The following is a 23439-nucleotide window of genomic DNA, read 5'->3' on the forward strand; positions in this document are numbered from 1 at the left end:
CCTGCACCTGTCGCTCCTGTTGCTCCTGTAGCCCCTGTTGCTCCCGTTGCTCCTGTTACCCCTGCACCTGTCGCTCCTGTTGCTCCTGTAGCCCCTGTTGCTCCCGTTGCTCCCGTTGCTCCTGTTGCCCCTGTTGCCCCTGTTGCCCCTGCACCTGTTGCTCCTGTTGCCCCTGTTGCCCCTGCACCTGTTGCTCCCGTTGCTCCTGTTACCCCTGCACCTGTTGCTCCTGTAGCCCCTGTTGCTCCCGTTGCCCCTGCACCTGTCGCTCCCGTTGCTCCTGTAGCGCCAGTTGCGCCATGAGGCCCCTGAGGTCCTTGAGGTCCTTGAGGCCCTTGAACCCCTTTCACTTTTACCCTAACTTTTTGCGTAACATTAACCTTTTGCTTCACATTGCATCTGCAAATTCGATGTCCACATTTTTTACATTCCTTTATTGGTCGTTTGGGGTGCAAATTTCTAACCTCCTTCTTTTTGAGACTTTTATATCGTATGAAATAAGCAATAAGTGAGAAATGGCATGTACCTATCATTGCTATAAAATAATGGAAAAGAAAGGGAAGGCCCAAGATGATATGCTCCTCATACGGTAGACAGGTGAAATAATAAAACCTAAATATTGAATCCAGCCCGTCATCCGCAGGAAGAGAAAGGGATACGCTCATTCCACTCCGCAGCAGGTCGCTGAGAACGTGCTAAACCGCAAATTCCATGCAAAAGTACCCAATGAGAAGTGGGTAACCGATGTGACGGAGTTTATGTACGGCAATGGCCAGAAAGCTTATCTGAGTGCTATTCTTGATCTTCATGACAAAACGATCGTCTCTTACGTACTCGGGCATTCCAACAACAATCCACTTGTATTCCTATGACCCAGCATGTCCGTGTTGGACGGTGCATTGATAATGGTCCCATAGAATCTTTCTGGGTAACTCTAAGAAAGGGACATTAATGCCTACATCCGCTTTTACAATTACGAATGGTTGCAGGCTAAACTAAACGGCCTTAGTCCAATGGAATTTAGGACTAAGGCCGCGTAATAGATTTTATTTTTTGTACTGTTTAAGCATCCTTTTTATCTGTAAAAGCGACTTTTCGTACAATTGCATTGATGAAATCCTCATCTAAGAATGGAGCAATTGAGACAATGGATCGCATCCCTCCGGCTTCTAACTCCTTCTTGGCTAGTTCACTAAGCACTGCTTTACTTACGAACGGCGCAATCGCTGTTATCGAACGGATACCTTCAGTGTCAGCAATCTTAAGTACAAGCTCATCAAGTACTTCCCGGCTGAGGAAAGGAGCAAGAGGCGTTATGTTCTTGATACCTTCAACCTCAGTCGCCTTACGTGCAAGCTCATCAAGCACTTCACTGCTGATGAACGGCGCTAACGGGATGAGTTCCTTTATATTAAAGCTATCCTTGATCTGATTAAACATATCATCAGCCTGTGATGCACTAAGGAGCGGTGCTACCGTTGTAATTTCCTCAACTGTTACTTCATTATTCTGAAAATAATCAGCCGTATCCTGTTCAATCACTTTCTTGATCAATTTCGCTTCTTTGCCATCATCCAAAATTTCATCTATGCTGACACCAAAAATTTCGGCTAATACGGGCAGCTTCGAAATATCAGGCATTGTCTCGCCGCGCTCCCAATTGCTTATCGCTTGGTAACTAATGCCTAGCTGATCCGCAAGCCCCATCTGCGTAATGTCTTTCTTTTTTCTAAGGCTAGCGATATTCTTGCCAATCTTCTCCATACTGAACATGATTACAACACTTCCTTTAAATGTTTTTGGTGTTAATGTATCTATCCCTATCAATTTGGACCCATTCACTGGGCAATGGATATTGATTACTTCGCTCAGTTGTAAATTCAGTCCTTGTCTTCGTAAACTTTCTTCTAAAGCTGGCCAACTTCTTCGTAATCCTCTCCATGTTGAACATGAATGCGTCACTCCCTTGATTTGATAATCCGAGTGTATCGCGTCCATTCACTTAAGTATATCAAGTGGTTCTTGAGTTGAAAATTCCCTTTGACAGCAAGGATTCTGACTCGTTCTTATTTCTGTAAGCATAGTCTGTACACCTTCTCAATTTACAATTGAGTTGTACCCTAATGTACAAGAAGAAACGGTTTCACCGGCCATATAGGCGGGTGCGTTTCTTAAGGTATTACTTAGAATTTATGATACGATAGCCATAAATTCTATAATTCTAAAAAAACGGCAACTCAATTAACGCTTGAGTGCCGAATTTTGAAACTTGCTTTAATTTCCTAAATCTGATGAACTTGCTTCATATCGCGAATCTGTTGTTTAAACAACTGAGTAACATGCTTAGGCTCTTCAGCAGCAAGAATGGCTGAAATCATCGCTATGCCATCAAATGAATAATTCTGCAACTTAGGCAATGTCACTTCATTAATTCCTCCAATAAGAACAATTGGAATCGATACCGCCTGCCTTATTTGTTTAATTACACTTAACTCGATATAGGAAGCGTCCTCCTTGCTTCCTGTTGGAAAGCAGGCTCCTACGCCTAAGTAATGTGCACCTGCTTGTTCAGCATGAACTGCTTGCTCGACAGTTTCAGCCGAGATGCCAACAATCATATGTTCTGCAAGGCTGCGAAGATTATGATTACCAATGTCACTTTGCCCTAAATGAATACCCTCTGCCCCTAGTTCCATCGCTAATTGAACATGGTCATTGATGAACAATGGAACTTGGTACTGCTTGCAAAGTAGATGCAATACAGCAGCTTCTTCAAGCATCTGCTCGTACAGTTTTATTTTCTCCCGATATTGAACACAGGTCGCCCCACCCTGCAAAGCAAGTCCTACTCGTTCCTTCAAACAATCCTTACCGTCAGTTACAATATATAATGTAAGATCAAATGGCTGCTGATGCATAGGCGACCTTCGCTTTCTGTGCAATCATAGCTTCGTTCATCGCAGACATCTCATCAAAGAACCTTTGACGGAATGTACCTAAGCGACGTTCATGCACAAGTGAACGGGCTGCCTCTTCGCCTGCAATTCCGACTGCCGTTAATGCAAGTACTGCTGCATCAAGCGCTGGCAGTCCAGTACCAACTAAGCAGCCCGTAACAGAAGCTGTCATGCAGCCTGTACCTGTTACATCAGCAAGAATCGGGTGTCCATTGGCAATTTCTACTGAATGGACGCCATCTGTAACAAAATCTATAGGACCACTTGCAGAAATGACACAGTTCAAGCTCTTCGCTAATTGATCTGCCTTATCCGCATCAAAAGGAGCGTTAGGATCAGCATCCACTCCACGCCCACTGCTCAATCCTGTTAATGTGGCAATCTCTGAACGGTTCCCACGGATGACAGTAAACTTCACTTGATCTAGCAAAGCTTCAATGCATTGCTTGCGATATGCACTTGCACCAACTCCAACAGGATCTAGAACAACTGGAATATGAAGACGATTCGCCTCTTTACCTGCACGAACCATGGATAAAAGCTGCTCTTCTTGAATCGTGCCGATATTGATGACAAGTGCATGGCACAGCCCAACCATTTGCTCACTATCATCGGGATTTAATGTCATAATCGGACTTCCGCCTGCCGATAAAGTTATGTTAGCACAATCATTAACCGTTACAATATTTGTTAAATGATGCACATACGGATGAAAGGCTTGCATGTCTTTCCACTGTCTAGCAAATTTATTGTTCATAATGAACCGCCTGCTCTCCACAAAGAATGAAAATGATGTATCGGTCCTGAGCCTTGTCCAACCGCATAAGCGTTCCGAATTCCCTTAGTTACATACAATTTGGCTAATCGAATGGCTTCATTGCGCTCATATCCACGCGCCCACAATGCAGCAATTGCAGATGAAAGACTGCATCCTGTTCCATGTGTATGCTCACTAATTACCCATTCCTCTGTAAATGTCGTTCCATCAGATAAATAATCAATCGATACTTGTGTGCCACTAGAATCCCGAACTGGCAAATGCCCGCCTTTAAGCAACACTTCACAGCCGAATGTGCTGGCTAAATCAGCAACTACTGCTTGCATAATGGAATGAGAGTGAATGGAAGATCCATATAGAAGCTCTGCTTCATGCAAATTAGGCGTCATCAAGCTACAAATAGGAAATAGCTTTGTTCTTAGCGCATCTACCTGATCAGGTTCAAGTAAACGATGACCACTCGTAGACACCATTACAGGATCTACAATAACAATTGGCGGCTTATACCGCTTGATTGCTTCTGCAATTTCGTGAATAATGAACTTCTCGGCAACCATCCCAATTTTGACTGCATCAATTCGGATGTCTGAGAACACCGACTCGAGTTGCTTAGCAACAATATGGCTACTTAGCGTCTCAATCGCCTGCACACCGAGCGTATTCTGGGCTGTAATCGCAGTAATTACACTAAGCCCATATACACCTAGTGCAGAGAATGTTTTGAGATCAGCTTGAATCCCCGCTCCACCGCCTGAATCACTGCCTGCAATCGTTAGTACATGCTGCATTCCTCTCACCTCAAGGTTATAAAATATACATAGTGCAGCCATCGATACGATGATCTAACTCAAAAATTAAGCCTCAAGCTGATATGCCATAGTCCAAAATTGATATTCCATCTGGCAGCTTACTCGGAAGGCTTCCTCTACACGAAGCTGCTCAGCTTCTGACGAATTAGCAGACAAGACATCTAATTTAGAACATACAATCTCTACCCATGATGGCTTCTGTTCCTTTGCATAGAACGTAATCCATTGGTAGTAAGGATGATTCTCAGCAGGTGGCGATTCACTCATGATGCGCTTCGCAATATATTCATACGTCCAAGGACATGGTAGCATCGCCGCATATAATTCGGGAACCGTACCAAATTGCGCTGTAGTAAACATGTGATTCCGGTAATTCCGAGTTGCCGATGCCATGGCTTCTGACTTTATCTCGTCTACTGACACGCCTGCTGCTTCGCAGAACACGTGATGCGGCTGCACCTCATCATTCAGAATATAGCTAATCCCTTGGTGGAAGAATGTCATATCCTCACGCGTGCTAACTTTCGTAATCGCCATTGCATACAGTTGTATGTACGCATTCAAATAGAGATGATCCTGCTGAACATAATGAATGAGCTGATCCTTAGACAAACTCCCCTGCCGGATTCCTGCAACAAAAGGATGTTCATAAAGCTGTTGAAATAAGTCCTCGTTGATCTCGCGCAGCTTAGCTGATAATGATCGAATCATAGCCATACCCTTCCCTCCTCCTGTATAAAGCATCTCAAATAAAAAACTCACCGGATGCAAAAAAACCATTTCCTGTACAGGAAATGGTTCGGATCTCATAATTGCATAGTACCGAAGCCCACTTCCCTACGCTAGTATGAACTAGATCAGGTTCAAAGGGTCCGAGCCTCGCGCTCGTCTCAATCTTGCGATTCCCCTAGTGGTTACTTTTGCTATTTAAGTTGACCTCAATATATCACGGTCTTATTAGAGCGTCAAGCTAGTCTGGATGTAACTGATCCCACCATGTTAGGTTTGATAACTAATCACACCATCTCGCTCTGAACGTTTAATTCGACCTTCACCTTCGAGATACACGAGATGTGCAATCGTTTCTGCGAGCGCGAAGCGAAGCTGATGCGTCGTCAGCCTAAAGCCGAAGACGGTGCGGCACAGCTCGTAGGCTGTCATCGGGTGACGGAGATGCTCCACCATGACACTTAAGCGCTCATGGTGGTGAACGATCAGTTCGGCGGCACGCTCGCCGAACTTTGCGAACGGCTCTCGGTGGCCAGGATAAGCTGCATCCACCGAGAGCTGTTGAACCGCCGCAAGCGAGCTTAGATAAGCGCGCAACGGGTCTTCATCAACGTCAGGCATGTAGCTGACGTTGGGGGAAATTTGCGGCAGCACATGGTCGCCGCAAAGAATCTCGCGAGCCTCGCGGTTGTAGAAGCAGAGATGCCCCGCGGCATGGCCCGGGGTCTCGATAGCTTCGTACAAGCGGTCGCCGAGGCGCACAAGCTCGCCCGCAGCAATCGCTGTCATCGCAGGCTGCGGGGATACGTGATCGACGAACTCACGCATGTGGTTCGTCATCTCGTCCCGCAGCTCGGTCGGCAGCCCATGCTGCGCGAAGCTTTCGCAGAGCAGCCGCGTCATCGGCTGCTCGGCGCCCCACATGAGCGAAGTCAGGCGTATCCCCGTCTCCGATAGGAGAACGGGGGCGCCGCCCGCTCGCTCCTGGAACCAGCCTGCCATCCCGTAATGATCGGGATGGTAATGGGTCAGTACGACCTGTTCCACTTGGTCGTATTTAATGCCTAGCTCTTGGAATGCCTTCTCCCACGCTTCTTCAGAATCTTTTGTATGTAAACCTGGGTCGATTACGGTAAATCCATTCTTTCCCTTCAACACATACGCATTCACCCAGCGAAGCGGAAATGGCAGTGGCACTCTTACTTGTATGAGATCATCCCGAAGGATGGTAACCGTCTCTCTCATCATTAATAACCCCCTTACGTATCATCCAATTGTCAATAACCTTATTATGACATAAGCAGAGCGACAATTGGAATATGACTGAAAAACGCTTTTGCTGTAAAATAATTCCATGGTAAAATAAGAGAAAGCGATTACACCATTCTCACTATAGAGGTGATTCAGGTTGGTTAGCTATACCGAATATCGACAAGCTTTTGAAGGAATTCCGAAACCTTTCGCTTATCTTGATCTCGATCTGCTTGAGCAGAACATTCAGCATGTTCTTACCCTCTCAGGCTCCAAACAAATTCGGATTGCTAGCAAATCCATTCGCTCTCGCGAGGTTATAAAGAGAATCCTGGATTACGATTCGCGATTTATCGGATTGATGTGTTTTACAGCAGACGAAGCGATCTTTCTTGCCGAACATGGCTTTCAAGATTTACTGCTCGGCTATCCGATCTGGGATCGGCATGCCATTCACGCAATCGCTCGCAAAGTAGCAGAGGGAAATCAGATTACCTTGATGGTTGATTCCATTCAGCATGTGGAACATATCGAAAAGATCGCAGAGCAAGTAGGCTGCAAGCTTCCTCTATGTATTGATCTCGATCTTTCGATGGATTTTTTCAGCCTGCATTTTGGCGTATGGCGTTCTCCGATTCGAACTGCTGCGGCTGGAGTCAAGTTAGCCGAACGAATTGCGAGCTCATCGCATGTAACACTTGATGGCATCATGGGGTATGAGGCTCAAATTGCCGGTGTTGGCGATGCCAACCCTTCGACTAAGATGCGAAATCAGCTTATTCGTTACCTCAAGCACAAATCCATTAAGCAAATCGCTACTATTCGTGCAGAATTTATTCATACGCTTCATGCCAAAGGAATTGTTCCACGCATCGTAAATGGGGGTGGAAGCGGTAGTCTCGACTCTACTTGCGCGGAAGAGGTTGTCACTGAGGTTACAGTAGGATCAGCCTTTTACTCACCTGTATTATTTGATTATTATGACAATTTCAGATTTCAGCCTGCTGCCGGCTATGCAATTGAAATTGTTCGACAGCCGAGAGCCGATATTTATACCTGTCTTGGCGGTGGATATACGGCATCAGGAGCAATCGCCCTGGATAAACAGCCGAAACCTTATTTACCAGAAGGTACCGAGCTCCTGTCAATGGAGGGAGCAGGTGAAGTACAAACTCCAATTCTTTATCGTGGGGCTGAGCCAATAATGTTAGGTGATCCTATATTTATGCGCCACAGCAAAGCAGGAGAGCTATGTGAACGATTCAAGGAGCTGCATATACTCACACAAGGACAAGTCACGCAAACGATGTTAACTTATCGTGGAGAAGGGCGATGTTTTTTATGAGACAATCGAGTGGTATGAGATGGAGCAATTGGTCGGGAAGTGCAGTTAGTACGCCAGAGCGTATTGTGTATCCTTCCAGCATTGAAGAGATTTCAAGGCTTGTTCACGAGAGCAACGATCAAGGCAAGAAAGTCCGAATTGTGGGATCTGGCCATTCGTTCACAGCGATTGTGCCAACGGACAGCATCTTGATTTCGCTGGATGAGATGCAAGGCATCAAGCATATGAATCATTACCATTCGATCGCGCATGTATGGGCTGGTACGAAGCTTAAGCTGCTAGGTGAATCCCTGCACGCGCTTGGTTATGCGCAAGAGAACTTGGGTGATGTTAATTTTCAATCGATTGCTGGTGCTGTAAGTACGGGGACACATGGTACAGGTGTCAAATTTGGCAGCGTTGCTACTCAGGTAGTGGGCATCACGGCCGTTACGGCTGATGGCTCAATCGTAGAATGCGATGCTAACCACAATTCGGAATTGTTCAAAGCGATGCAAGTATCGCTTGGTTCACTCGGCATCATCGCAGAGGTCAAGCTGCGCGTTGTTCCTGCATGGAAGATGGATTTTGAGAGCCGTAAGGTTAACTTTCATGATTGCATGCAGCAGCTAGATTCGCTTTGTGCTAGCAATCGCCATTTTGAATTTTATATTTTCCCATATAGTGATCATGTTCAGATTAAATTAATGAATCAGACCGATGCTGAGCCTGACAAGAGCAGCTTCTGGAACAATTTTAACAAAATCGTAGTTGAGAATGGCGCCTTCAAGGTCATGTCGGAGGTCAGTCGCCTATTACCCAAGTCTTCCAGATCCATAAGCCGCTTATCGGGCAAGCTTGCCCCTGTCATGAAGCAAGTGGGTCACAGCCATAGCATGTTCGCTACGCCTCGTCTCGTGAAATTCAATGAAATGGAATATAACATCCCCGCCCAGCACATGCAAGCTGCGCTTGAAGAGGTTCGCGCCTGTATCGATAAGAAGCAATATGCGGTCCATTTTCCACTGGAATGTCGTTATGTCAAAGCCGATGATATATGGCTCAGCCCTGCCTATGGACGTGACTCTGCTTACATCGCAGCGCATATGTACAAAGGAATGCCTCATGAACAGTATTTTGCCGATCTAGAGCAAATTTTTCTCAAATATGACGGACGCCCACACTGGGGCAAGTTACATACATTGAAACAAAAACAGTTAGCTGAACGCTATCCACAATGGGAAGCGTTTCATACGTTTAGAAAAGAGCTTGATCCAAAGGGGACTTTGCTCAACAAGTATTTGGAAGGCCTATTTATAGGTTAGATTTTGAGTTCGTTTGCAGGTCAGTTATTACAAGCCAAAAGCGGGTAAGCTTCCTCAAGCTTGCCCGCACTTTTTTTTATAACAGCACAAATTCCAGGTTAACGGAAGTACTGATCTCCATTGGCCAATGTTGTGTTTGTTGTGAATCTTATGTTGGACAATCTTGGATATGCAATTTATAATACCGAAGTGAAACGGTTGCACCATCATTAAGGCCAGATGCGTTCTCCCTGCATCGAAATGAAAATTATAGCCATACTAAGCATACTAAATTTTGGATAAAGGCTGTGGACAAATGAGGCAAATCTTTGCAATCTATTCTCGCGATATTCATAACGTCATGACAAATTGGGTTGCACTTGTCATCATAGGTGGGCTTATCTTTCTCCCATCGCTCTATGCATGGTTTAACATTAAGGCGTCATGGGATCCATACGGCAATACAAGTCAGCTATCCATTGCTGTCGCAAACAATGATGAAGGTGCCATGCTCCGCGACAAGGAGCTCCAAATTGGGCAAGAAATTATTAAAGCATTGCATGACAATCATTCGATCAATTGGATTTTTACCGACGAGACAGAAGCGACCAGAGGTGTAACTCATGGCGATTATTATGCCAGCATCATCATCCCATCTGATATGTCAAGTAAGATTGCTTCCGTCATCACACCTAATCCGCAAAAAGCAGAAATCATTTATCAGGTCAATGAAAAAATCAATGCGATTTCTCCTAAAGTAACGGCCAAAGGCGCTAGCAGCATCATCGAGCAAGTGAATGAGAACTTTGTCGAGACAGCGAGTGCTACCATCTTCCAAATTATGAATGAGCTTGGCATAGAGCTTGAAAACGAACTACCGAATATCCAGAATCTTACAAAACTTATATTTAAGCTGGAAACTATGTTCCCTGAAATTAACCAAACCGTTACAACAGCCGTAGATGATCTTGATCGTGTGAGCGGTATTTTGGACAAGATGCAGCAGAAACTTCCAACCATTGCGCAGGTTGCTACAGATGGGCAGGATTTAACAACGAAACTAAGCGAATTCTTCGAGCATGGAGAAGAGACAATCAATACGATCGGACCGGATCTCAAAAATAATCTTATCCTACTGCAGCAAGTTACAAGTTCTACAGAGCAATTAACTGGGATGCTTCAAGATGTGAATATCAATAAAGAAGACATATTAACCCCAATTGTACATATCAAAAAACGTCTAACAACATCTGTTGGTGTGTTAGATAGAATGAACGGCGTTATTCAGAAAATAAATAACTTTCATCCTACAAATAAATTGTCAGATGTGATCAACAAGCTCGAGCAAGTGAAAGCAAAGTTCAATAAACAAATCGAGATATTGAACAGCATCTATGATCATGTGGATAAAGGCGAGAAACCTACGCAAAGCTTAATTGATAGCTTAAACCAATTATCTAAAGATGCTTCTGCTATACTCGGTGATCTTATCGATCGCTGGGATCGTGATATTACTTCGTCTATTGTGGACGCACTTCAAACCGCCAACCGCATGGCCAAGAATGCAAACGATATTCTCAAGGAAGCAAGCGCAAGCTTGCCAGATGTTAATAAGATCATAAACGATGCTGTTGCAGGCTCTACATTTGGAGTGAACGAATTAAAGGCACTCCAGGGAAAACTGCCAACGATCGAAAACAAAATCAAGCAATTAGCGAATAAAATCCGTTCTTTAGAGCAGGAAACCAATCTACAAGAAGTGATTGATTTGCTTAAATTGAATGCGCAAAAGGAAAGTGACTTTTGGGCTAACCCCGTCCTTCTTAAAGAGATTAAATTGTTTCCGATACCTAATTATGGCTCAGCAATGTCACCGTTCTTCTCTACGTTATCCTTGTGGGTCGGTGCGTTATTGCTCGTATCTTTGCTGACCGTAGAGGTTCACCAGCCAGCAGGAGCAACTGCCTATCGAAGTTACGAAATCTACTTTGGCCGTTACTTAACTTTTATGACATTTGCTGCGCTTCAATCTGTTTTCGTTACACTCGGTGACATTTATTTACTCGACTGCTATGTCACAGATAAGCTTTGGTTTGTCTTATTCGGTATTCTGCTAAGCATCGTATTTATGCTTATCGTATACACGCTTGTATCTGTTTTTGGCAATGTGGGCAAGGCCATCGCGATTGTCCTGCTTGTTCTGCAGCTAGCTGGCTCAGGTGGTACATTCCCGATCCAATTGACGCCACCGTTCTTCCAAATGATTAATCCCTACCTTCCATTTACTTATGGAATTAGTATGATGCGCGAAGCAGTCGGCGGAATTCTGTGGGACATCGTCCAGAGAGATATGTTTAAGATGCTTTCTTATGCAGCTGTTGCATTGCTGATCGGATTAGCGCTTAAGCGCTGGATTAATCGCGGTAGCGAGGGCTTTGTTCAAAAGGCAAAAAAGAGCGGATTAATCCATTAAGCCGTACTAACACACAACAAAGGAACCTCCTTTCATGAGAGGTTCCTTTCCTTTGCTCCTGATACCGATCGCAATAATATTTGGAACTATTCCAAATATACTACGTAGATTTATAGAGCAGAACAAGATTACAATCGGGGGTTTAGGAATGGACGAGAGTAATAGAATTGCAATTATCGGCGGTACGGGGAAAGTTGGAAGATATCTCGCATGTGAGGCGTTACATCGCGGCTATCAGGTTCGCATGCTTGTGCGGAATCCACAGAACTTAACTTATCGCGATGATCGAATTGAGCTTGTAGAAGGCTCAGTAGAATATATCGATCACTTAAGAGCCCTTCTTAAGGGTTGCCATACTGTCATTAACGCTTTCGGTCAACCACCCAAAGCTATACCGATGTACAGCAATGTAACAAGTAATCTCCTCAATCTTATGAATGAACTTACGATCAATCGTTACATTGGAGTAACGGGAGGTTCACTTACTTTACAAGGAGATCACAAAGGGCTGCTGAATAAGCTTGGAGCCTATATGTTTGAAACCTTCTTGTCCGAGATGATTACGGACAAGAAAAGAGAAGCCGCTATATTGCAACAGCATAGATCCCTTGATTGGACACTCATTCGACTGCCATTTGTCACAGAGGGTTCAGCAATAGGGGATGTTCAGGTTAAGCTTACCGATATGCCTGGTTTTAAAATTTCGAATCAAGATATCGCAAGTTTCATGATTGGTCAAATAAATGACAAATCGTACATACGTCGAGCTCCATTCATCGCAACTTAAACTTTTTTGAGGGGACTTCTACTCAGAGTTAGTTCCCCTATCTATACTGTCTCTTCTTGATTCCGAGTTCGGAATTGAGAAGGCGTAAGCTGATATTTTTTGCGAAATACTTGTGTAAAATGCCTGATATCTTGATATCCCACATATTCCGCTATTTCCGTAATGGAAATTTTGGACTGAGAATTTGCTAGCAGCTGTTTAGCTTGTTCCAGACGAAGCTGAATCACATAATCTTTGTATCCCGTACCAGTCTTGAGCTTAAACAACTGACTAAAGTAAATGGGACTTAAATATACGATAGAAGCCACCTTCTCCAAGGATAAATTCTCACGAAAATTATTCTTGATGTATTGAACGGCAATATCGATCTGATCCTCGTTTTTATTCAGTATGAAAGCAACATGTGACTCGCCCTTTTGAAGCTTGCTGATCTCAAACGGGATTGACTTGAATTGATTCAGCATATCACTAACTTGAACTTGATAGGCTACTTTGAGATATCGATCCAAATGCTGCCTGACCTTAAGCTCAATACCACGCATTGACTGACCATCTTGTATGCTAACCACACCAAGCAGACTAAATGGATCAAAGCTAACCACGAACCCTTTTGCCTGTTCCTCAATGATTTCAGTCAGTACATTCTCAATAATAAAATGATTGATCGTAACATCCTTCTCCTTATCCTTCAGCCTAATAAGCATAAGGAGAAAATGTGGGAACGATTCCTCTAGCTTTGAAATATCAAATCGGCCGATATCAAGCCCATGTGCCAAGCGCTGAAAAACGGCCTCTCTAAGGTACTTCAGATTGAAATCGAGCATGCTGGTGTCGCTTGCTCGCGGTTCCTCATTAGACAGCTCATATTCAATGGCTGCGATGATTTCATTCAGCTTACTTTTGCCAATTGGCTTCAATATATAATCTATGGCTCCAAGACGAAGCGCTTGCTGAGCAAAGGTAAAATCCGAATGCGCTGAAATGACAATCCATTTGGTATTCAGATTTGATTTGCGCATCTTTTCCATCAGCTCAAGTCCGGTCATGCCAGGCATGAGTATATCGAGGAACACCACATGAATATGACAGCTGCGAAGAATGGTTATGGCTTCTTGAACGGAGCCTGCCGTATATGTATTCATATGAGGGAACGATTGTCTGATCGTACGCTTCATGCCTTCTCTAATGACCTTCTCATCATCTACCACTAGAATGTTCATAAGCATTCAGCTCACTCCTTTAAGCTTGAACTGCTGTACCATCTGATTCGTAATTGGCAAACGAATGGAAACCACTGTACCCTTGTTTTCTTCACTCCTAATTTGAAGCCCATAATCAGGTCCGAATTTAATCACGATTCTTCGATGCACATTCAAAATCCCGATTCCAATCTCCTCTGATTGTTCCTGGCTGAACGATTCATTCGCTATATATTCTTCTGTGCTTTTCAATACAATATCTTGAAGCTTGCCTAACTTCTCGCACGGAATGCCAACGCCGTTATCACGGATATGAATCGTAAGTGCATGCTCATCCATCTCCGTATGAATCCACAGCCTGCCTTGCACTTCTTGCAACATTAATCCGTGCACAATTGCATTCTCGATGATTGGCTGTAAGGTCATTTTGGGCAACTCAGTCTGCAAGCAAGCATCGGGAACATCGATTTCCACATGTAAGCCCTCATCCGCTCTGGCTTGTAGAATCGCCAAATAATGCCGAATTTGTTCCATTTCTTCTCTGAGCGTAATTTCTGCATACTCCCAATCGCTGCTATATCGAAACATACGGGACAGGGACAGAATGATATTACCTAGCTTCTCATTCTCCTTCTCGTCTAGCATCCAGTAAATCATATCTAAGGTGTTATACAGAAAATGTGGATTCACCTGCGATTGCAGCGCGTGCAATTGCGCATTCTTCTCACTCGTGGACACAAAACGAACCCGTTCGATCAATTGGTTAATCCGGCTTACCATTCGATTAAACGCGGATACAAGGAAATTAACCTCATCAAACGATTTAACCTCCAGCAGTACATCAAACTGACCGCGTTCTACTTGCTTCATGCCGCGAACCATCTTCTTAATGGGAGCTGCGATCATGCGCGAGAAGAACACACTAAGTCCAATCGATAGCAGCACCAATAAACCTGAGACGATAAACAAAAAGCGTTCATTCTTATCTAATTCTACGTTTAAATCTGAATTAGGTGTGACACTGACAATCCGCCAATCCAGGATCGGCTGCTTCTCGACCACGGTCAGAAACCCTGCATCGTTATTCATATAAGTGAGCTCATCTTCTGACATAGGAGGCAGATCAACTGCCTTCAGCTCCTTATTAGCTGGAAATCCCGAGTAAGCCAATATTCGATTATCTCTGGTTAGGATATAAGATTCGCCATGCGAGCCTAAATTCAAATTGCTTAATACATTCAGCACAACGGCAGGCTCGGTTTCAATCACCACGATCCCGATTGGCTTATTCGAATAAATATCATACAGAACGCGTCCAAAAGTAAAGACAGGACTCTGATGCATCAAGTCAATGATCGATTCTTGCTGCATCCCTAACCATACCATTTCGCCTTTGGACTTCTTAATTTCTTTATACCAATCTTTATTTGAATATTCTGAATCTATTGCATGCGTAAAGCTGCCATAGCTATAAATTTTTCCTTCATTCGTAAGCATATAGATGCCTACTAAATCATCTCGGCTATAATAAATGGAGCCTAGCACATTTTCGATGGATCGCTGAGAAATCGCCTGTACAGACGTATTGGATTCCACTTGAGTCAGCATTCGCTGAATATCCAAATTGCCGATAATCGACTTGGAGACGCTATCGTACCCTTTCATGACGAGCGTCAAATGATCGGCAGCCTGCGACACATTCTTCTGCGAAATTTCCCCGACGCGCAGGTTGATCTGATCGGTTGTTTTATTGTAATACACAATCGATACCACCGTTAATAGGCCAAGATTACAGAGAAGAAACCAAATAAACACAGAGGCGCTAATTGTATTTAGCCGTAATCGTTTAACGTTAGACGCCCCCCTCTAATCGTTGCAAGATATCTTGATTCTATCATGCAGAATTAGCCTTTGACAGCCCCTGCTACGATCCCTGCCGTAATTTTCTGCGAGAGGGTAAAGTAGATCATCAGAACGGGCAGAGCTCCTAACACCAAATACGCTCCGATCGCGCCATAATTGGTCGAATACTGACTAAAGAAGCTATAAACGCCAAATGGCAAGGTTTTGAATCGTTCAGCGGTTACGAAAGTTGCCGCCATAATATATTCATTCCACGTCGAAATAAAAGTTAATATACACACCGTTACAATGGGCGGAATCGTAATCGGCATTACGACATTAGAAAATACTCGATAAACCGAAGCTCCATCCATAATGGCAGATTCCTCAATCTCATGCGGTATGCTCTTCATAAAGCTTGATAGAATGAAAATTGCCAGTGGAATAGCAAAAGCGACGTATGGAATAATCAAGGACAGATACGTATTCAATATAGTCATATTTTTAAAAATAATCATAAGTGGCAATAGAGTCGATTGAATCGGAATCATAATTCCAATCATAAAAACAAGCATAACCACATTCCCATAACGCCAGCGAAATCTCGATATAGCGAATGAAACCATCGCGCTAAGGAGAATGGTTAATGCCATCGAAGCTGCTGTAACAACGATGCTATTAAATAGATATTGAAGATAATGACCCGAAACATAGGCATTCTTATAATTTATCCATTGCGGCACAGCTGGTAATGCAAAAAAGTTTCCATCAAGGATTTCTTGCGTTGTTTTGAACGAATAAAGGAATAGCCAAAGTAAGGGATAAACCTGGGTAATAAATAGAATTAGAAACAAGAATCCAACAACAATTTTCTTAACACGTTTCATCGCTCGGCTAGGATAGGAAACTGCTGGCTGCTGAGCATGAACAGATGGTGTAATCGAATTCGATTGCATCTTAACATTCCCTCCTGCTTAAGATAATTGATTCTCTGAACGTCTGAACAGCGCATTAAGCAATACTGTAGCAACCAAACACTCAACAACCAGAAAAGAGGAAATTGCACTGCCGTACCCATATTTTTGAGACAGGAAAGACATGTTATACATATGAGTCGAGATCACATCTGTCGCATGAGCAGGACCGCCAGCTGTCATAACCATAATCATATCGAATGCCTTAAGCGAACCAATAACCGCCAGTACAATGGAGATTTTAATAATCGGCATAACGAGTGGAATCGTAATGTAGCGATCAGCCGTAAAGCCTTCTGCGCCGTCAATCCGGGCTGCTTCATAGATTTCTTTGGGTACGCCTTGGATTCCGGTGAACTGAATCAGGATGTGATAGCCAAGATATTGCCACAGAGCGACAAAATAAATGGCATACATGGCGAATTTGGGGTCAGAGAGCCAGGCATGCGTCCAGCTTTCAAGCCCAAGACCAATTAAGACTTTATTAAGCATTCCTCCTAGAGAAGCAGGGTTATAGATCGTGCTCCACAATTGTCCAACTACGACTACCGATAGAATCACAGGGAGAAAATAGCTCGATATCAAAAAATTTGGCCGCCTTAAGTAACGGGTCATCAGAATGGCTATCCATAGCACGATTGGTATTTCTCCAACAGAAAATAAAGCAAAGATTAACGTTCGATATACAGAAGGCCAGAAGATCGAATCGTTCGTGAACATCTCGACGTAATTCTGAAATCCGATGAACTTGGGTGTACCAATCCCTGTCCATTCAGCTAAGGAATAATAGAAAGACACTAGAATCGGTACGAATACAAATACGACATACATGAGCAAACAGGGAAGGACAAACACGGCAATTGCTCGTTTGGATACCCTTAATACACCATTCATCTGATCCATCTCCTTCCTCATTATTTATGCTTTCTTATAGCCTGAAAGGGAAGGGATCCAGCATCGGGTTCCCTTCATCCAGCTACAAGGCTTATTTTATTTATTGTTCTTATCGAATGAATCCTGATGCTCCTTCGCTACATTCTCTGGATTAATTTTCTCGACGAATACATGCTGCAGACTCGTAAGATGGGTTTGTGCGATAGCAGGGTTCATCGTATTATCAAATGCCAGATCTCCCCCCTTAACCCCTTTAAACAACTCGAGGATCTCCATCGCCAATTGGGAGTAGCCCGCTGCCTTGAAATCACCTTTAACCTTCTGTGCAATACCAACCGCATTCTTCATTTCGAAGGACACCTTTGGATAATTCGTCATGAAATAATGAAGGAAATCTTTGGTTTCCTGCAAATGCTTGCTCTTTGCGGAGATCGCAAATGCGCTTCCAGGCGCTAGCATGAACTGGTCTGGGTCGCCCTTGCCATCAACGGTTGGAAACTTGAATACACCGACATTATCCTTCACAACTGAAGTATCCATACTGCCTGTTTCCCAGGTTCCGATAAAATGCATGGCAGCTTTACCAGTTTTAAACAGATTGCCAGCCGAAGTTTGATCAATCGCTGTAGCTCCTTCTTCAAACCCGCCAACTTGAACCAAATCCTGCAGCTTCTGAATGGACTGTACGAAGACCGGGTCCATGAATGTTTTCTTCTTATCGAGTACGTCCTTGAGGAAATTAGGACCATTGTTCGCACGTAGAACGATGTTCATGAACAAGAAGGATCCTGTCCAAGTATCCTTCTCTCCAACTGCAATGGGCGTGATCCCTTTCGCTCTTAATTTTTTGGAAATATCGACTAATTCCTCAAATGTCTTCGGAACTTCAACTCCCGCTTGCTTAAACAATTCCTTGTTGTAATAAACAACAGCAATATTGTTCCCATCAGGCAAAGCGTATATATGATCATTGAATGAGTAATAATCCAGAATTCCTGACTGGAATGTCTCCTTAAGTCCGTCACCTAACATATCATCAAGTGGTGCCAAGACGCCTTCATCGACGAATGGCTTCATTTGGGCAGCTGGGTTCACGATTGTAATATCAGGTACGGCATCTGAAGCTGCTTGCGTTTTCAGTTTAATCTTCTGTTGATCCGTATTTAAGGAATCTAGCTCAATCGTAATATTCTTATGCTCTGCCATGTAATCTTTAACGATCTTATTCATAATGCTGTAGTTTGGCATAGTTGGGTCAGGGTAAATATTTTGGAAGGTGATCGTCACGTTCTTCTCCCCAGAAGCTGATTTGTCACCGCCATTTGTTGCTGCCGCATCCTTGCTTCCACCGCTGCTTCCGCAAGCTGCAAGTCCTAATGTTAGGGACGATGCTAATAGAAGTGTCAATAGTTTCTTCATTTCGTTACCCCCTTGATTAATTTCTTTCCTAGAATTAATTATGATGGGCTTCCTCAATTGGAACAATGTGTAAACTTAAGAATTCAGGTGTGTTTTTTCAAGATATCTTTATACAAAAATAGCTGCTGAGAAAATTCTCAACAGCTAGTAAATACCTTATATTACAATTTTACATGTTGTGCCTGATTATCTACGGTTCCTTTGTTTTTCACTAAATGCGTCATATTCGTTTGGATGACGAGAAAGCTAATAAACATTAAGCCTGCTGAAATCATAAAGACGAATCTTGCCCCATATGCGTCTGTTAATAAGCCCATTACGAGAGAAGCAGTTCCGAAGCTTATTGAACTGAGTGCCCCGTGTGCGGAGTATATTTTGGGAAGACTATTTACTGCAACTGCCTGCTGAGTAATCGTCTGCATCGAGATCCCCTTTACTTGCTCTGCTATACCAAAGACGAAAGATATGAACAATGCTAGCCACGGGAGTGATAATATCCCAAACACGAACGTCGCAGCGAAGCATATAAAAGAACCTAATGCTAGATACAGCTTCTTATGCGATTCAAATTGTTTACTGCGCTTCAGCATGAAGAATCCGCCAATCAATAGACCGAACATGAACGACGCATTGATATAGCCCCACCATTCTTCTGTTTCGTGGAGGACTTGTTCAACGTAGACATAAATAATCGCTGCAATCCAGACAACATATGCAATACTCTCGATCACGACATTAATCGAAATCACTTTCAACGCCTTATTCGACCACAGCAAAATCCAGCCTTCTTGAAGTGAAGCCCATGGCTTCATTCGATCCTTCTTATCTTTCGCAGGCTCTTTCACACGGATTAAGCTCATCATAATTGTAGAGAGTGTAAAGAGTCCTAATGTTAGCCATACGATATTCGTTGCACCAATTAGAGCGACAACCATCCCACCTACAGCCCAGCCACCTAATTGAATCGTCTGATCCACAATCGACAGAAAACTATTTGCTTTTATCAATTCATCCTGATTCATTAGTATTGGGATCATTGAATGACTTGCTGGTGTTGCCATTGCATCTAATAGCGATATGATCATCACTAGCGCAAATAGAAACACCAAAGGTATCTCTGAAATGAATAGAACAAGAAAGAGTAGAACAATTGTCTTACCTAGCTGAGAATAGACTAGTATTTTGGTGAGAACAAATCGATCGATGAGTAGAGGGATGAACAACCCTCCTACAAAAGCTGCACATGTAATTGTAAATGGCAGGATCGCCATATAAACAGCTGAACCTGTACGTGCGTAAATAATCGTAATTAAACCAACAATGTAAAATAAATCCGCGATATTCGCGAAGGATTGACCTATCCACAGATATCTAAACGCCTTTTTCATATCATGTATCCCCAATCTTAAGTGTTTATGGTGAATCAACATTTAAGGGATACAATACTTACACCTTACCGCCTCCATATACCGAATTTTCATGATCCGTGACGTTTGAAAAGCAATCCATACCTAATAATTAACCATTAGCATGATATAACATCAGAAACATGATATGAAAAGGGCAAATTTTACAAAATACATATTTATTTTTATGTTATCTCAGCCTTGCTCAACTTGCAAGATAATTCAGATAAATTTTTCCCCATTTCTAGGTTTGAAGTGCTACAATGTAATTTGTGCAATTTGAATTGATATCGGGGTGAATGCATGGGTTTCGTACAACATATCAAGTTGGAAATAAATAAATGGAACCGCAATATTAAACTATTTTTTCTAGCTAATATTTTCTATCAAATTGGAAGTGGCATATTCTCTGTTCTATATAATCTTTACATACAATCACTAGGTTATAGCGAAACCATGAATGGATCGATCGTCAGTATTCAATCACTTGCTACTGCACTCATGTTCATCCCAATTGGATTTATCGGTGATCGATCCAGTCGCAAACGTTTGCTAATTATCGGTTCCCTATTAACTGGATTAACCTTTGTGGGACGCGCATTTGCTGAAGCTGAACTAAGCATGCAGCTGCTTGCTATTGGCTCAGGAATCTTCGTAACCTGTTTCCAAGTACTTGCCGTACCTTTTCTGGCGGAGAATGTGAGCAAAGAATATCGTCTTAAGTTTTTTAGCTATCATTTTTCTATGGTACTAGCTGCGCAAGTATTGGGAAGCCTCGGTGGAGGGTTCATTGCAGATATTCTTGAATCCATCGGATGGGAGCAGAAAACAAGTTTACAAACAATTCTGATGATTGGTGGAATTGCCAGCATCATTGCGTTTTTGCCGCTACTATTTGTCACCGAATCTAAATCTAAAGAGCAAGCTGATCATCAAAGCAAATTGGAAATGACTGAGTATAAGCCCCTCACAGCTAATACCTCTAAATCCGAGTGGAAAACAATCGCTCAGCTCACACTTATCCAGCTCATCATCGGCATTGGTTCTGGACTTGTCATTCCGTATTTAAATCTGTACTTTGTCAATCGATTCAATGTCAATCTGACGATGGTTGGTTTACTCATCTCACTTGGTCAAGTGATGACCATTATTTCGATGATGATCGGTCCTATGCTTGTCAATCGGGTCGGGCAAGTGCGAGCAGTAATCTGCTTTCAGCTATTGTCTCTGCCGTTTCTTATACTTACAGGCTACACGAACTTGCTCATTATCGCATCCATCAGCTTCCTCTTCCGTCAGGCTCTGATGAATGCAGCGAATCCGATTACTTCTTCCATTATGGTGGAACGAGTCTCCGATGCTCGTCGCGGGATAGTCAACTCCCTAACGCAAGCCGCCTTCATGATGGGCTGGGCAAGTATGGGGACGGTGCAATCCTATTTTGTAACGACTTACGGCTCCTACTGGGGCTATGCTATTACCTTCAGCATTACAGGCGTACTCTATATAACGGCTGCCTCGCTGTTCTACATCATGTTCGGCTCCAAAACCAAGAAGCACACTCGACCAGTCGAGATGAAAGGCTAATTATCTTAGATACAACAAATACATCAAGGGATGTCTGCCTTGCAGAAATCCTTTGATGTTTTTTTACAAAATCAAAAACCTCCTTACATCTCTGCTAACACAGAGACCTTAAGAAGGTCAATGGACGAAGCGCAAAGCAGACATCAAATCGTTAACTCCCCAAGCCTGATTAACTCCACAACCGCTTGTGAACGCCCTTTGACGTTGAGCTTTTGCATGACATTGGAGATGTGATTTCGGACGGTTTTTTCAGAAATAAATAGATGCTGAGCGATGTCTTTAGTTGTTTTGTCTTGTACAAGCAATTCGAAAACTTCTCGTTCACGATTGGTAAGTAAAAATTTGTTTTTATGGTCGCTGCCCTTCATGTGTCACCCCTCCTTGCTCGGGTTGTAGTAGTTACAAGGGTAAGGGATACAGTCAACATATCTTATGAATAAGAGTGATTTATGGTGCGGTGATCTGGTAAAATTGGGCGGTTGATCTGTATCACTTTACATTGAAAATATCCACATTTACAGGATAGGCAGCAGCAGTTTGTATATTGACTTAGGGCGCACTCTGGTGTAAATTTAGTACCAGGTACTAGTAACAGTTCACATAATTCATCAATTTACGATAAAGAGGTGCTTCGCATGTCTGAGAAAACCCTTAACCCGCGTATTACTGCAATTGGAAGCTATGTTCCCGAGCGTCGTCTCGATAATACTGAGATGGAACGATTAGTGGATACCAATGATGAATGGATCGTTCAACGAACAGGCATCCGAGAACGTAGAGTTGGTGGAGAGAATGAATACACCTCTCACTTTGCCTTTGGAGCCGTTCAGGATCTAATCGATAACTATCAAGTTGATGTGACAGATGTTGATATGGTCATCGTCGCAACGCATTCACCAGATTATGTCTTTCCTTCCGTTGCATGCTTGGTGCAGAATCACTTCGGTATTACAAGTACAGGTGCACTGGATTTGAATGCAACTTGTGCAGGTTTTGCATATGGACTGCATGTAGCCAATGGGCTAATCAGTTCAGGTCTGCATCGCAAAATTCTAGTCATTGGCGCAGATAACTTAACTCGTGAGACGGATTACACGGACCGCACAACATGCATCCTATTCGGTGACGGTGCAGGTGCAGTTCTCGTGGAAGCGAAAGAAGAACCTTCGGCATTCATCACATCTCGTCTTGGTTCTGACGGTTCAGGTGGAATTCACGTTTATCGCAGTGGATTTGCTGATACGATGAATGGTCAACCACTAGGCGGTAATGGCAAGCTTGTGCAGAATGGCCGCGAAGTATATAAATTTGCAGTATCCACCGTTACACAAGGCATTGGTGCGATGCTAGAACAAGCAAACATCAATGTGGATAAGATTGATTGGTTCATACCACATAGTGCAAATCTAAGAATTATTGAATCTATCTGTGAACGTAGTGGATTGTCCATGGATAAAACTCTTTACTCCCTGGAGTATTATGGCAACACATCGGCAGCATCTATCCCGCTTGCCCTTCATCTTGGAATCAAAGAAGGCAAAGTACAAAAAGGCGACACCATGCTCCTCTACGGCTTCGGCGGCGGCCTCACCCACTGCGGGGTTGTTGTGGAGTGGGGGTAAGTAGAAACATTAAATTCATCATATTGATGATGAATTCGTTTCTGCGGGAGATAAGTAGAAACGTTAATGGCACATTATCAGGTG

At 43.3% G+C, this 23439-nt stretch carries 19 protein-coding genes, 2 pseudogenes and 1 riboswitch; of the genes and pseudogenes, 7 read left to right on the forward strand and 14 right to left on the reverse strand.

Translation table 11 applies throughout. The features are described from left to right. A pseudogene (locus E0485_RS21345) lies at window positions 1-392 on the reverse strand (hypothetical protein); the annotation flags it as partial. Window positions 393-623: 231 nt separating this feature from the next. Here E0485_RS21345 and E0485_RS25605 point away from each other — a divergent pair. Beyond that, a pseudogene (locus E0485_RS25605) lies at window positions 624-1040 on the forward strand (IS3 family transposase); the annotation flags it as partial. Window positions 1041-1062: 22 nt separating this feature from the next. Here the strand turns inward: E0485_RS25605 and E0485_RS21360 are convergent. The 6 genes from E0485_RS21360 to E0485_RS21385 all read right to left on the reverse strand — a co-directional run bounded on the left by E0485_RS21360 (window position 1063) and on the right by E0485_RS21385 (window position 6521). Further along, window positions 1063-1773, reverse strand: a complete 711-nt coding sequence (locus E0485_RS21360; RefSeq protein WP_132420105.1) for a helix-turn-helix domain-containing protein — start codon at window positions 1771-1773, stop codon at window positions 1063-1065. Between the two features lie 509 nt (window positions 1774-2282). After that, window positions 2283-2918 (reverse strand): thiamine phosphate synthase, encoded by a 636-nt coding sequence (gene thiE, locus E0485_RS21365; protein ID WP_132420106.1) that lies wholly within the window; start codon window positions 2916-2918, stop codon window positions 2283-2285. Further along, on the reverse strand, window positions 2899-3714 hold the full coding sequence (gene thiM, locus E0485_RS21370) for a hydroxyethylthiazole kinase (RefSeq protein ID WP_132420107.1): 816 nt from the start codon (window positions 3712-3714) through the stop codon (window positions 2899-2901). The genes thiE and thiM overlap by 20 nt, the downstream gene beginning before the upstream one ends. Beyond that, window positions 3711-4523: a bifunctional hydroxymethylpyrimidine kinase/phosphomethylpyrimidine kinase gene (gene thiD, locus E0485_RS21375; protein WP_132420108.1), complete on the reverse strand. Its 813-nt coding sequence runs from the start codon at window positions 4521-4523 to the stop codon at window positions 3711-3713. The genes thiM and thiD overlap by 4 nt, the downstream gene beginning before the upstream one ends. A 66-nt stretch (window positions 4524-4589) precedes the next feature. Further along, complete coding sequence (gene tenA, locus E0485_RS21380; RefSeq protein ID WP_165921253.1) at window positions 4590-5261, reverse strand: thiaminase II; 672 nt, start codon at window positions 5259-5261, stop codon at window positions 4590-4592. Window positions 5262-5361: 100 nt separating this feature from the next. After that, window positions 5362-5463: riboswitch (TPP riboswitch) on the reverse strand. A gap of 80 nt (window positions 5464-5543) precedes the next feature. Continuing rightward, window positions 5544-6521 carry an MBL fold metallo-hydrolase gene (locus tag E0485_RS21385; RefSeq protein WP_132420110.1) on the reverse strand — a complete coding sequence of 326 codons (978 nt, stop codon included), beginning with the start codon at window positions 6519-6521 and terminating at the stop codon, window positions 5544-5546. 160 nt (window positions 6522-6681) lie between these two features. Between E0485_RS21385 and E0485_RS21390 the strand changes: the two genes are divergently transcribed. The 4 genes from E0485_RS21390 to E0485_RS21405 all read left to right on the forward strand — a co-directional run bounded on the left by E0485_RS21390 (window position 6682) and on the right by E0485_RS21405 (window position 12412). Then, entirely contained in the window at window positions 6682-7869 is a 1188-nt protein-coding gene (locus E0485_RS21390) for an amino acid deaminase/aldolase (RefSeq protein WP_132420111.1), read from the forward strand. Continuing rightward, a complete protein-coding gene (locus E0485_RS21395) occupies window positions 7857-9173 on the forward strand; it encodes a D-arabinono-1,4-lactone oxidase (protein ID WP_207911033.1) in 1317 nt (438 codons plus the stop codon). The genes E0485_RS21390 and E0485_RS21395 overlap by 13 nt, the downstream gene beginning before the upstream one ends. Before the next feature lie 295 nt (window positions 9174-9468). After that, window positions 9469-11625, forward strand: a complete 2157-nt coding sequence (locus E0485_RS21400) for a YhgE/Pip domain-containing protein (protein ID WP_132420112.1) — start codon at window positions 9469-9471, stop codon at window positions 11623-11625. A 148-nt stretch (window positions 11626-11773) separates the two neighbouring features. Further along, window positions 11774-12412 (forward strand): NAD(P)-dependent oxidoreductase, encoded by a 639-nt coding sequence (locus E0485_RS21405; protein ID WP_132420113.1) that lies wholly within the window; start codon window positions 11774-11776, stop codon window positions 12410-12412. A gap of 41 nt (window positions 12413-12453) precedes the next feature. Here E0485_RS21405 and E0485_RS21410 read toward each other — a convergent pair whose 3' ends face one another. The 6 genes from E0485_RS21410 to E0485_RS21435 form a co-directional block, all read right to left on the reverse strand. Then, on the reverse strand, window positions 12454-13638 hold the full coding sequence (locus E0485_RS21410) for a response regulator (RefSeq protein ID WP_235857668.1): 1185 nt from the start codon (window positions 13636-13638) through the stop codon (window positions 12454-12456). Continuing rightward, complete coding sequence (locus E0485_RS21415; protein WP_132420114.1) at window positions 13639-15372, reverse strand: sensor histidine kinase; 1734 nt, start codon at window positions 15370-15372, stop codon at window positions 13639-13641. Between the two features lie 143 nt (window positions 15373-15515). After that, complete coding sequence (locus tag E0485_RS21420; protein WP_132420138.1) at window positions 15516-16340, reverse strand: carbohydrate ABC transporter permease; 825 nt, start codon at window positions 16338-16340, stop codon at window positions 15516-15518. Window positions 16341-16427: 87 nt separating this feature from the next. Then, window positions 16428-17330 carry a carbohydrate ABC transporter permease gene (locus E0485_RS21425; protein ID WP_407944869.1) on the reverse strand — a complete coding sequence of 301 codons (903 nt, stop codon included), beginning with the start codon at window positions 17328-17330 and terminating at the stop codon, window positions 16428-16430. Between the two features lie 87 nt (window positions 17331-17417). Next, entirely contained in the window at window positions 17418-18740 is a 1323-nt protein-coding gene (locus tag E0485_RS21430; RefSeq protein ID WP_132420115.1) for an extracellular solute-binding protein, read from the reverse strand. Window positions 18741-18901: 161 nt separating this feature from the next. After that, complete coding sequence (locus E0485_RS21435) at window positions 18902-20128, reverse strand: MFS transporter (RefSeq protein ID WP_165921254.1); 1227 nt, start codon at window positions 20126-20128, stop codon at window positions 18902-18904. 321 nt (window positions 20129-20449) lie between these two features. Here E0485_RS21435 and E0485_RS21440 point away from each other — a divergent pair, with 321 nt between their 5' ends. Further along, window positions 20450-21733 carry an MFS transporter gene (locus tag E0485_RS21440; protein WP_132420117.1) on the forward strand — a complete coding sequence of 428 codons (1284 nt, stop codon included), beginning with the start codon at window positions 20450-20452 and terminating at the stop codon, window positions 21731-21733. A 143-nt stretch (window positions 21734-21876) separates the two neighbouring features. On the opposite strand, the gene E0485_RS21445 is transcribed toward E0485_RS21440, so the two are convergent. Continuing rightward, a complete protein-coding gene (locus E0485_RS21445) occupies window positions 21877-22101 on the reverse strand; it encodes a helix-turn-helix domain-containing protein (protein ID WP_132420118.1) in 225 nt (74 codons plus the stop codon). 267 nt (window positions 22102-22368) lie between these two features. Here E0485_RS21445 and E0485_RS21450 point away from each other — a divergent pair, with 267 nt between their 5' ends. Further along, window positions 22369-23355 (forward strand): ketoacyl-ACP synthase III, encoded by a 987-nt coding sequence (locus tag E0485_RS21450; RefSeq protein ID WP_132420119.1) that lies wholly within the window; start codon window positions 22369-22371, stop codon window positions 23353-23355. The last annotated feature ends 84 nt before the right edge of the window (window positions 23356-23439 follow it).

The organism is Paenibacillus albiflavus (assembly GCF_004344915.1).
Classification (GTDB): Bacteria; Bacillota; Bacilli; order Paenibacillales; family NBRC-103111; genus Paenibacillus_AM; species Paenibacillus_AM albiflavus.

What these genes read in the sequence shown, in the direction of transcription:
- thiD (WP_132420108.1), bottom strand. Translation starts at nt 4,523, where the DNA reads ATGCAGCATGTACTAACGATTGCAGGCAGTGATTCAGGCGGTGGAGCG.
- E0485_RS21400 (WP_132420112.1), top strand. Translation starts at nt 9,469, where the DNA reads ATGAGGCAAATCTTTGCAATCTATTCTCGCGATATTCATAACGTCATG.
- E0485_RS21410 (WP_235857668.1), bottom strand. Translation starts at nt 13,638, where the DNA reads ATGCTTATGAACATTCTAGTGGTAGATGATGAGAAGGTCATTAGAGAA.
- thiE (WP_132420106.1), bottom strand. Translation starts at nt 2,918, where the DNA reads ATGCATCAGCAGCCATTTGATCTTACATTATATATTGTAACTGACGGT.
- E0485_RS21450 (WP_132420119.1), top strand. Translation starts at nt 22,369, where the DNA reads ATGTCTGAGAAAACCCTTAACCCGCGTATTACTGCAATTGGAAGCTAT.
- E0485_RS21425 (WP_407944869.1), bottom strand. Translation starts at nt 17,330, where the DNA reads ATGGATCAGATGAATGGTGTATTAAGGGTATCCAAACGAGCAATTGCC.
- E0485_RS21395 (WP_207911033.1), top strand. Translation starts at nt 7,857, where the DNA reads ATGTTTTTTATGAGACAATCGAGTGGTATGAGATGGAGCAATTGGTCG.
- E0485_RS21435 (WP_165921254.1), bottom strand. Translation starts at nt 20,128, where the DNA reads ATGAAAAAGGCGTTTAGATATCTGTGGATAGGTCAATCCTTCGCGAAT.
- tenA (WP_165921253.1), bottom strand. Translation starts at nt 5,261, where the DNA reads ATGGCTATGATTCGATCATTATCAGCTAAGCTGCGCGAGATCAACGAG.
- E0485_RS21360 (WP_132420105.1), bottom strand. Translation starts at nt 1,773, where the DNA reads ATGTTCAGTATGGAGAAGATTGGCAAGAATATCGCTAGCCTTAGAAAA.
- E0485_RS21440 (WP_132420117.1), top strand. Translation starts at nt 20,450, where the DNA reads ATGGGTTTCGTACAACATATCAAGTTGGAAATAAATAAATGGAACCGC.
- thiM (WP_132420107.1), bottom strand. Translation starts at nt 3,714, where the DNA reads ATGAACAATAAATTTGCTAGACAGTGGAAAGACATGCAAGCCTTTCAT.
- E0485_RS21385 (WP_132420110.1), bottom strand. Translation starts at nt 6,521, where the DNA reads ATGATGAGAGAGACGGTTACCATCCTTCGGGATGATCTCATACAAGTA.
- E0485_RS21430 (WP_132420115.1), bottom strand. Translation starts at nt 18,740, where the DNA reads ATGAAGAAACTATTGACACTTCTATTAGCATCGTCCCTAACATTAGGA.
- E0485_RS21445 (WP_132420118.1), bottom strand. Translation starts at nt 22,101, where the DNA reads ATGAAGGGCAGCGACCATAAAAACAAATTTTTACTTACCAATCGTGAA.
- E0485_RS21420 (WP_132420138.1), bottom strand. Translation starts at nt 16,340, where the DNA reads ATGAAACGTGTTAAGAAAATTGTTGTTGGATTCTTGTTTCTAATTCTA.
- E0485_RS21405 (WP_132420113.1), top strand. Translation starts at nt 11,774, where the DNA reads ATGGACGAGAGTAATAGAATTGCAATTATCGGCGGTACGGGGAAAGTT.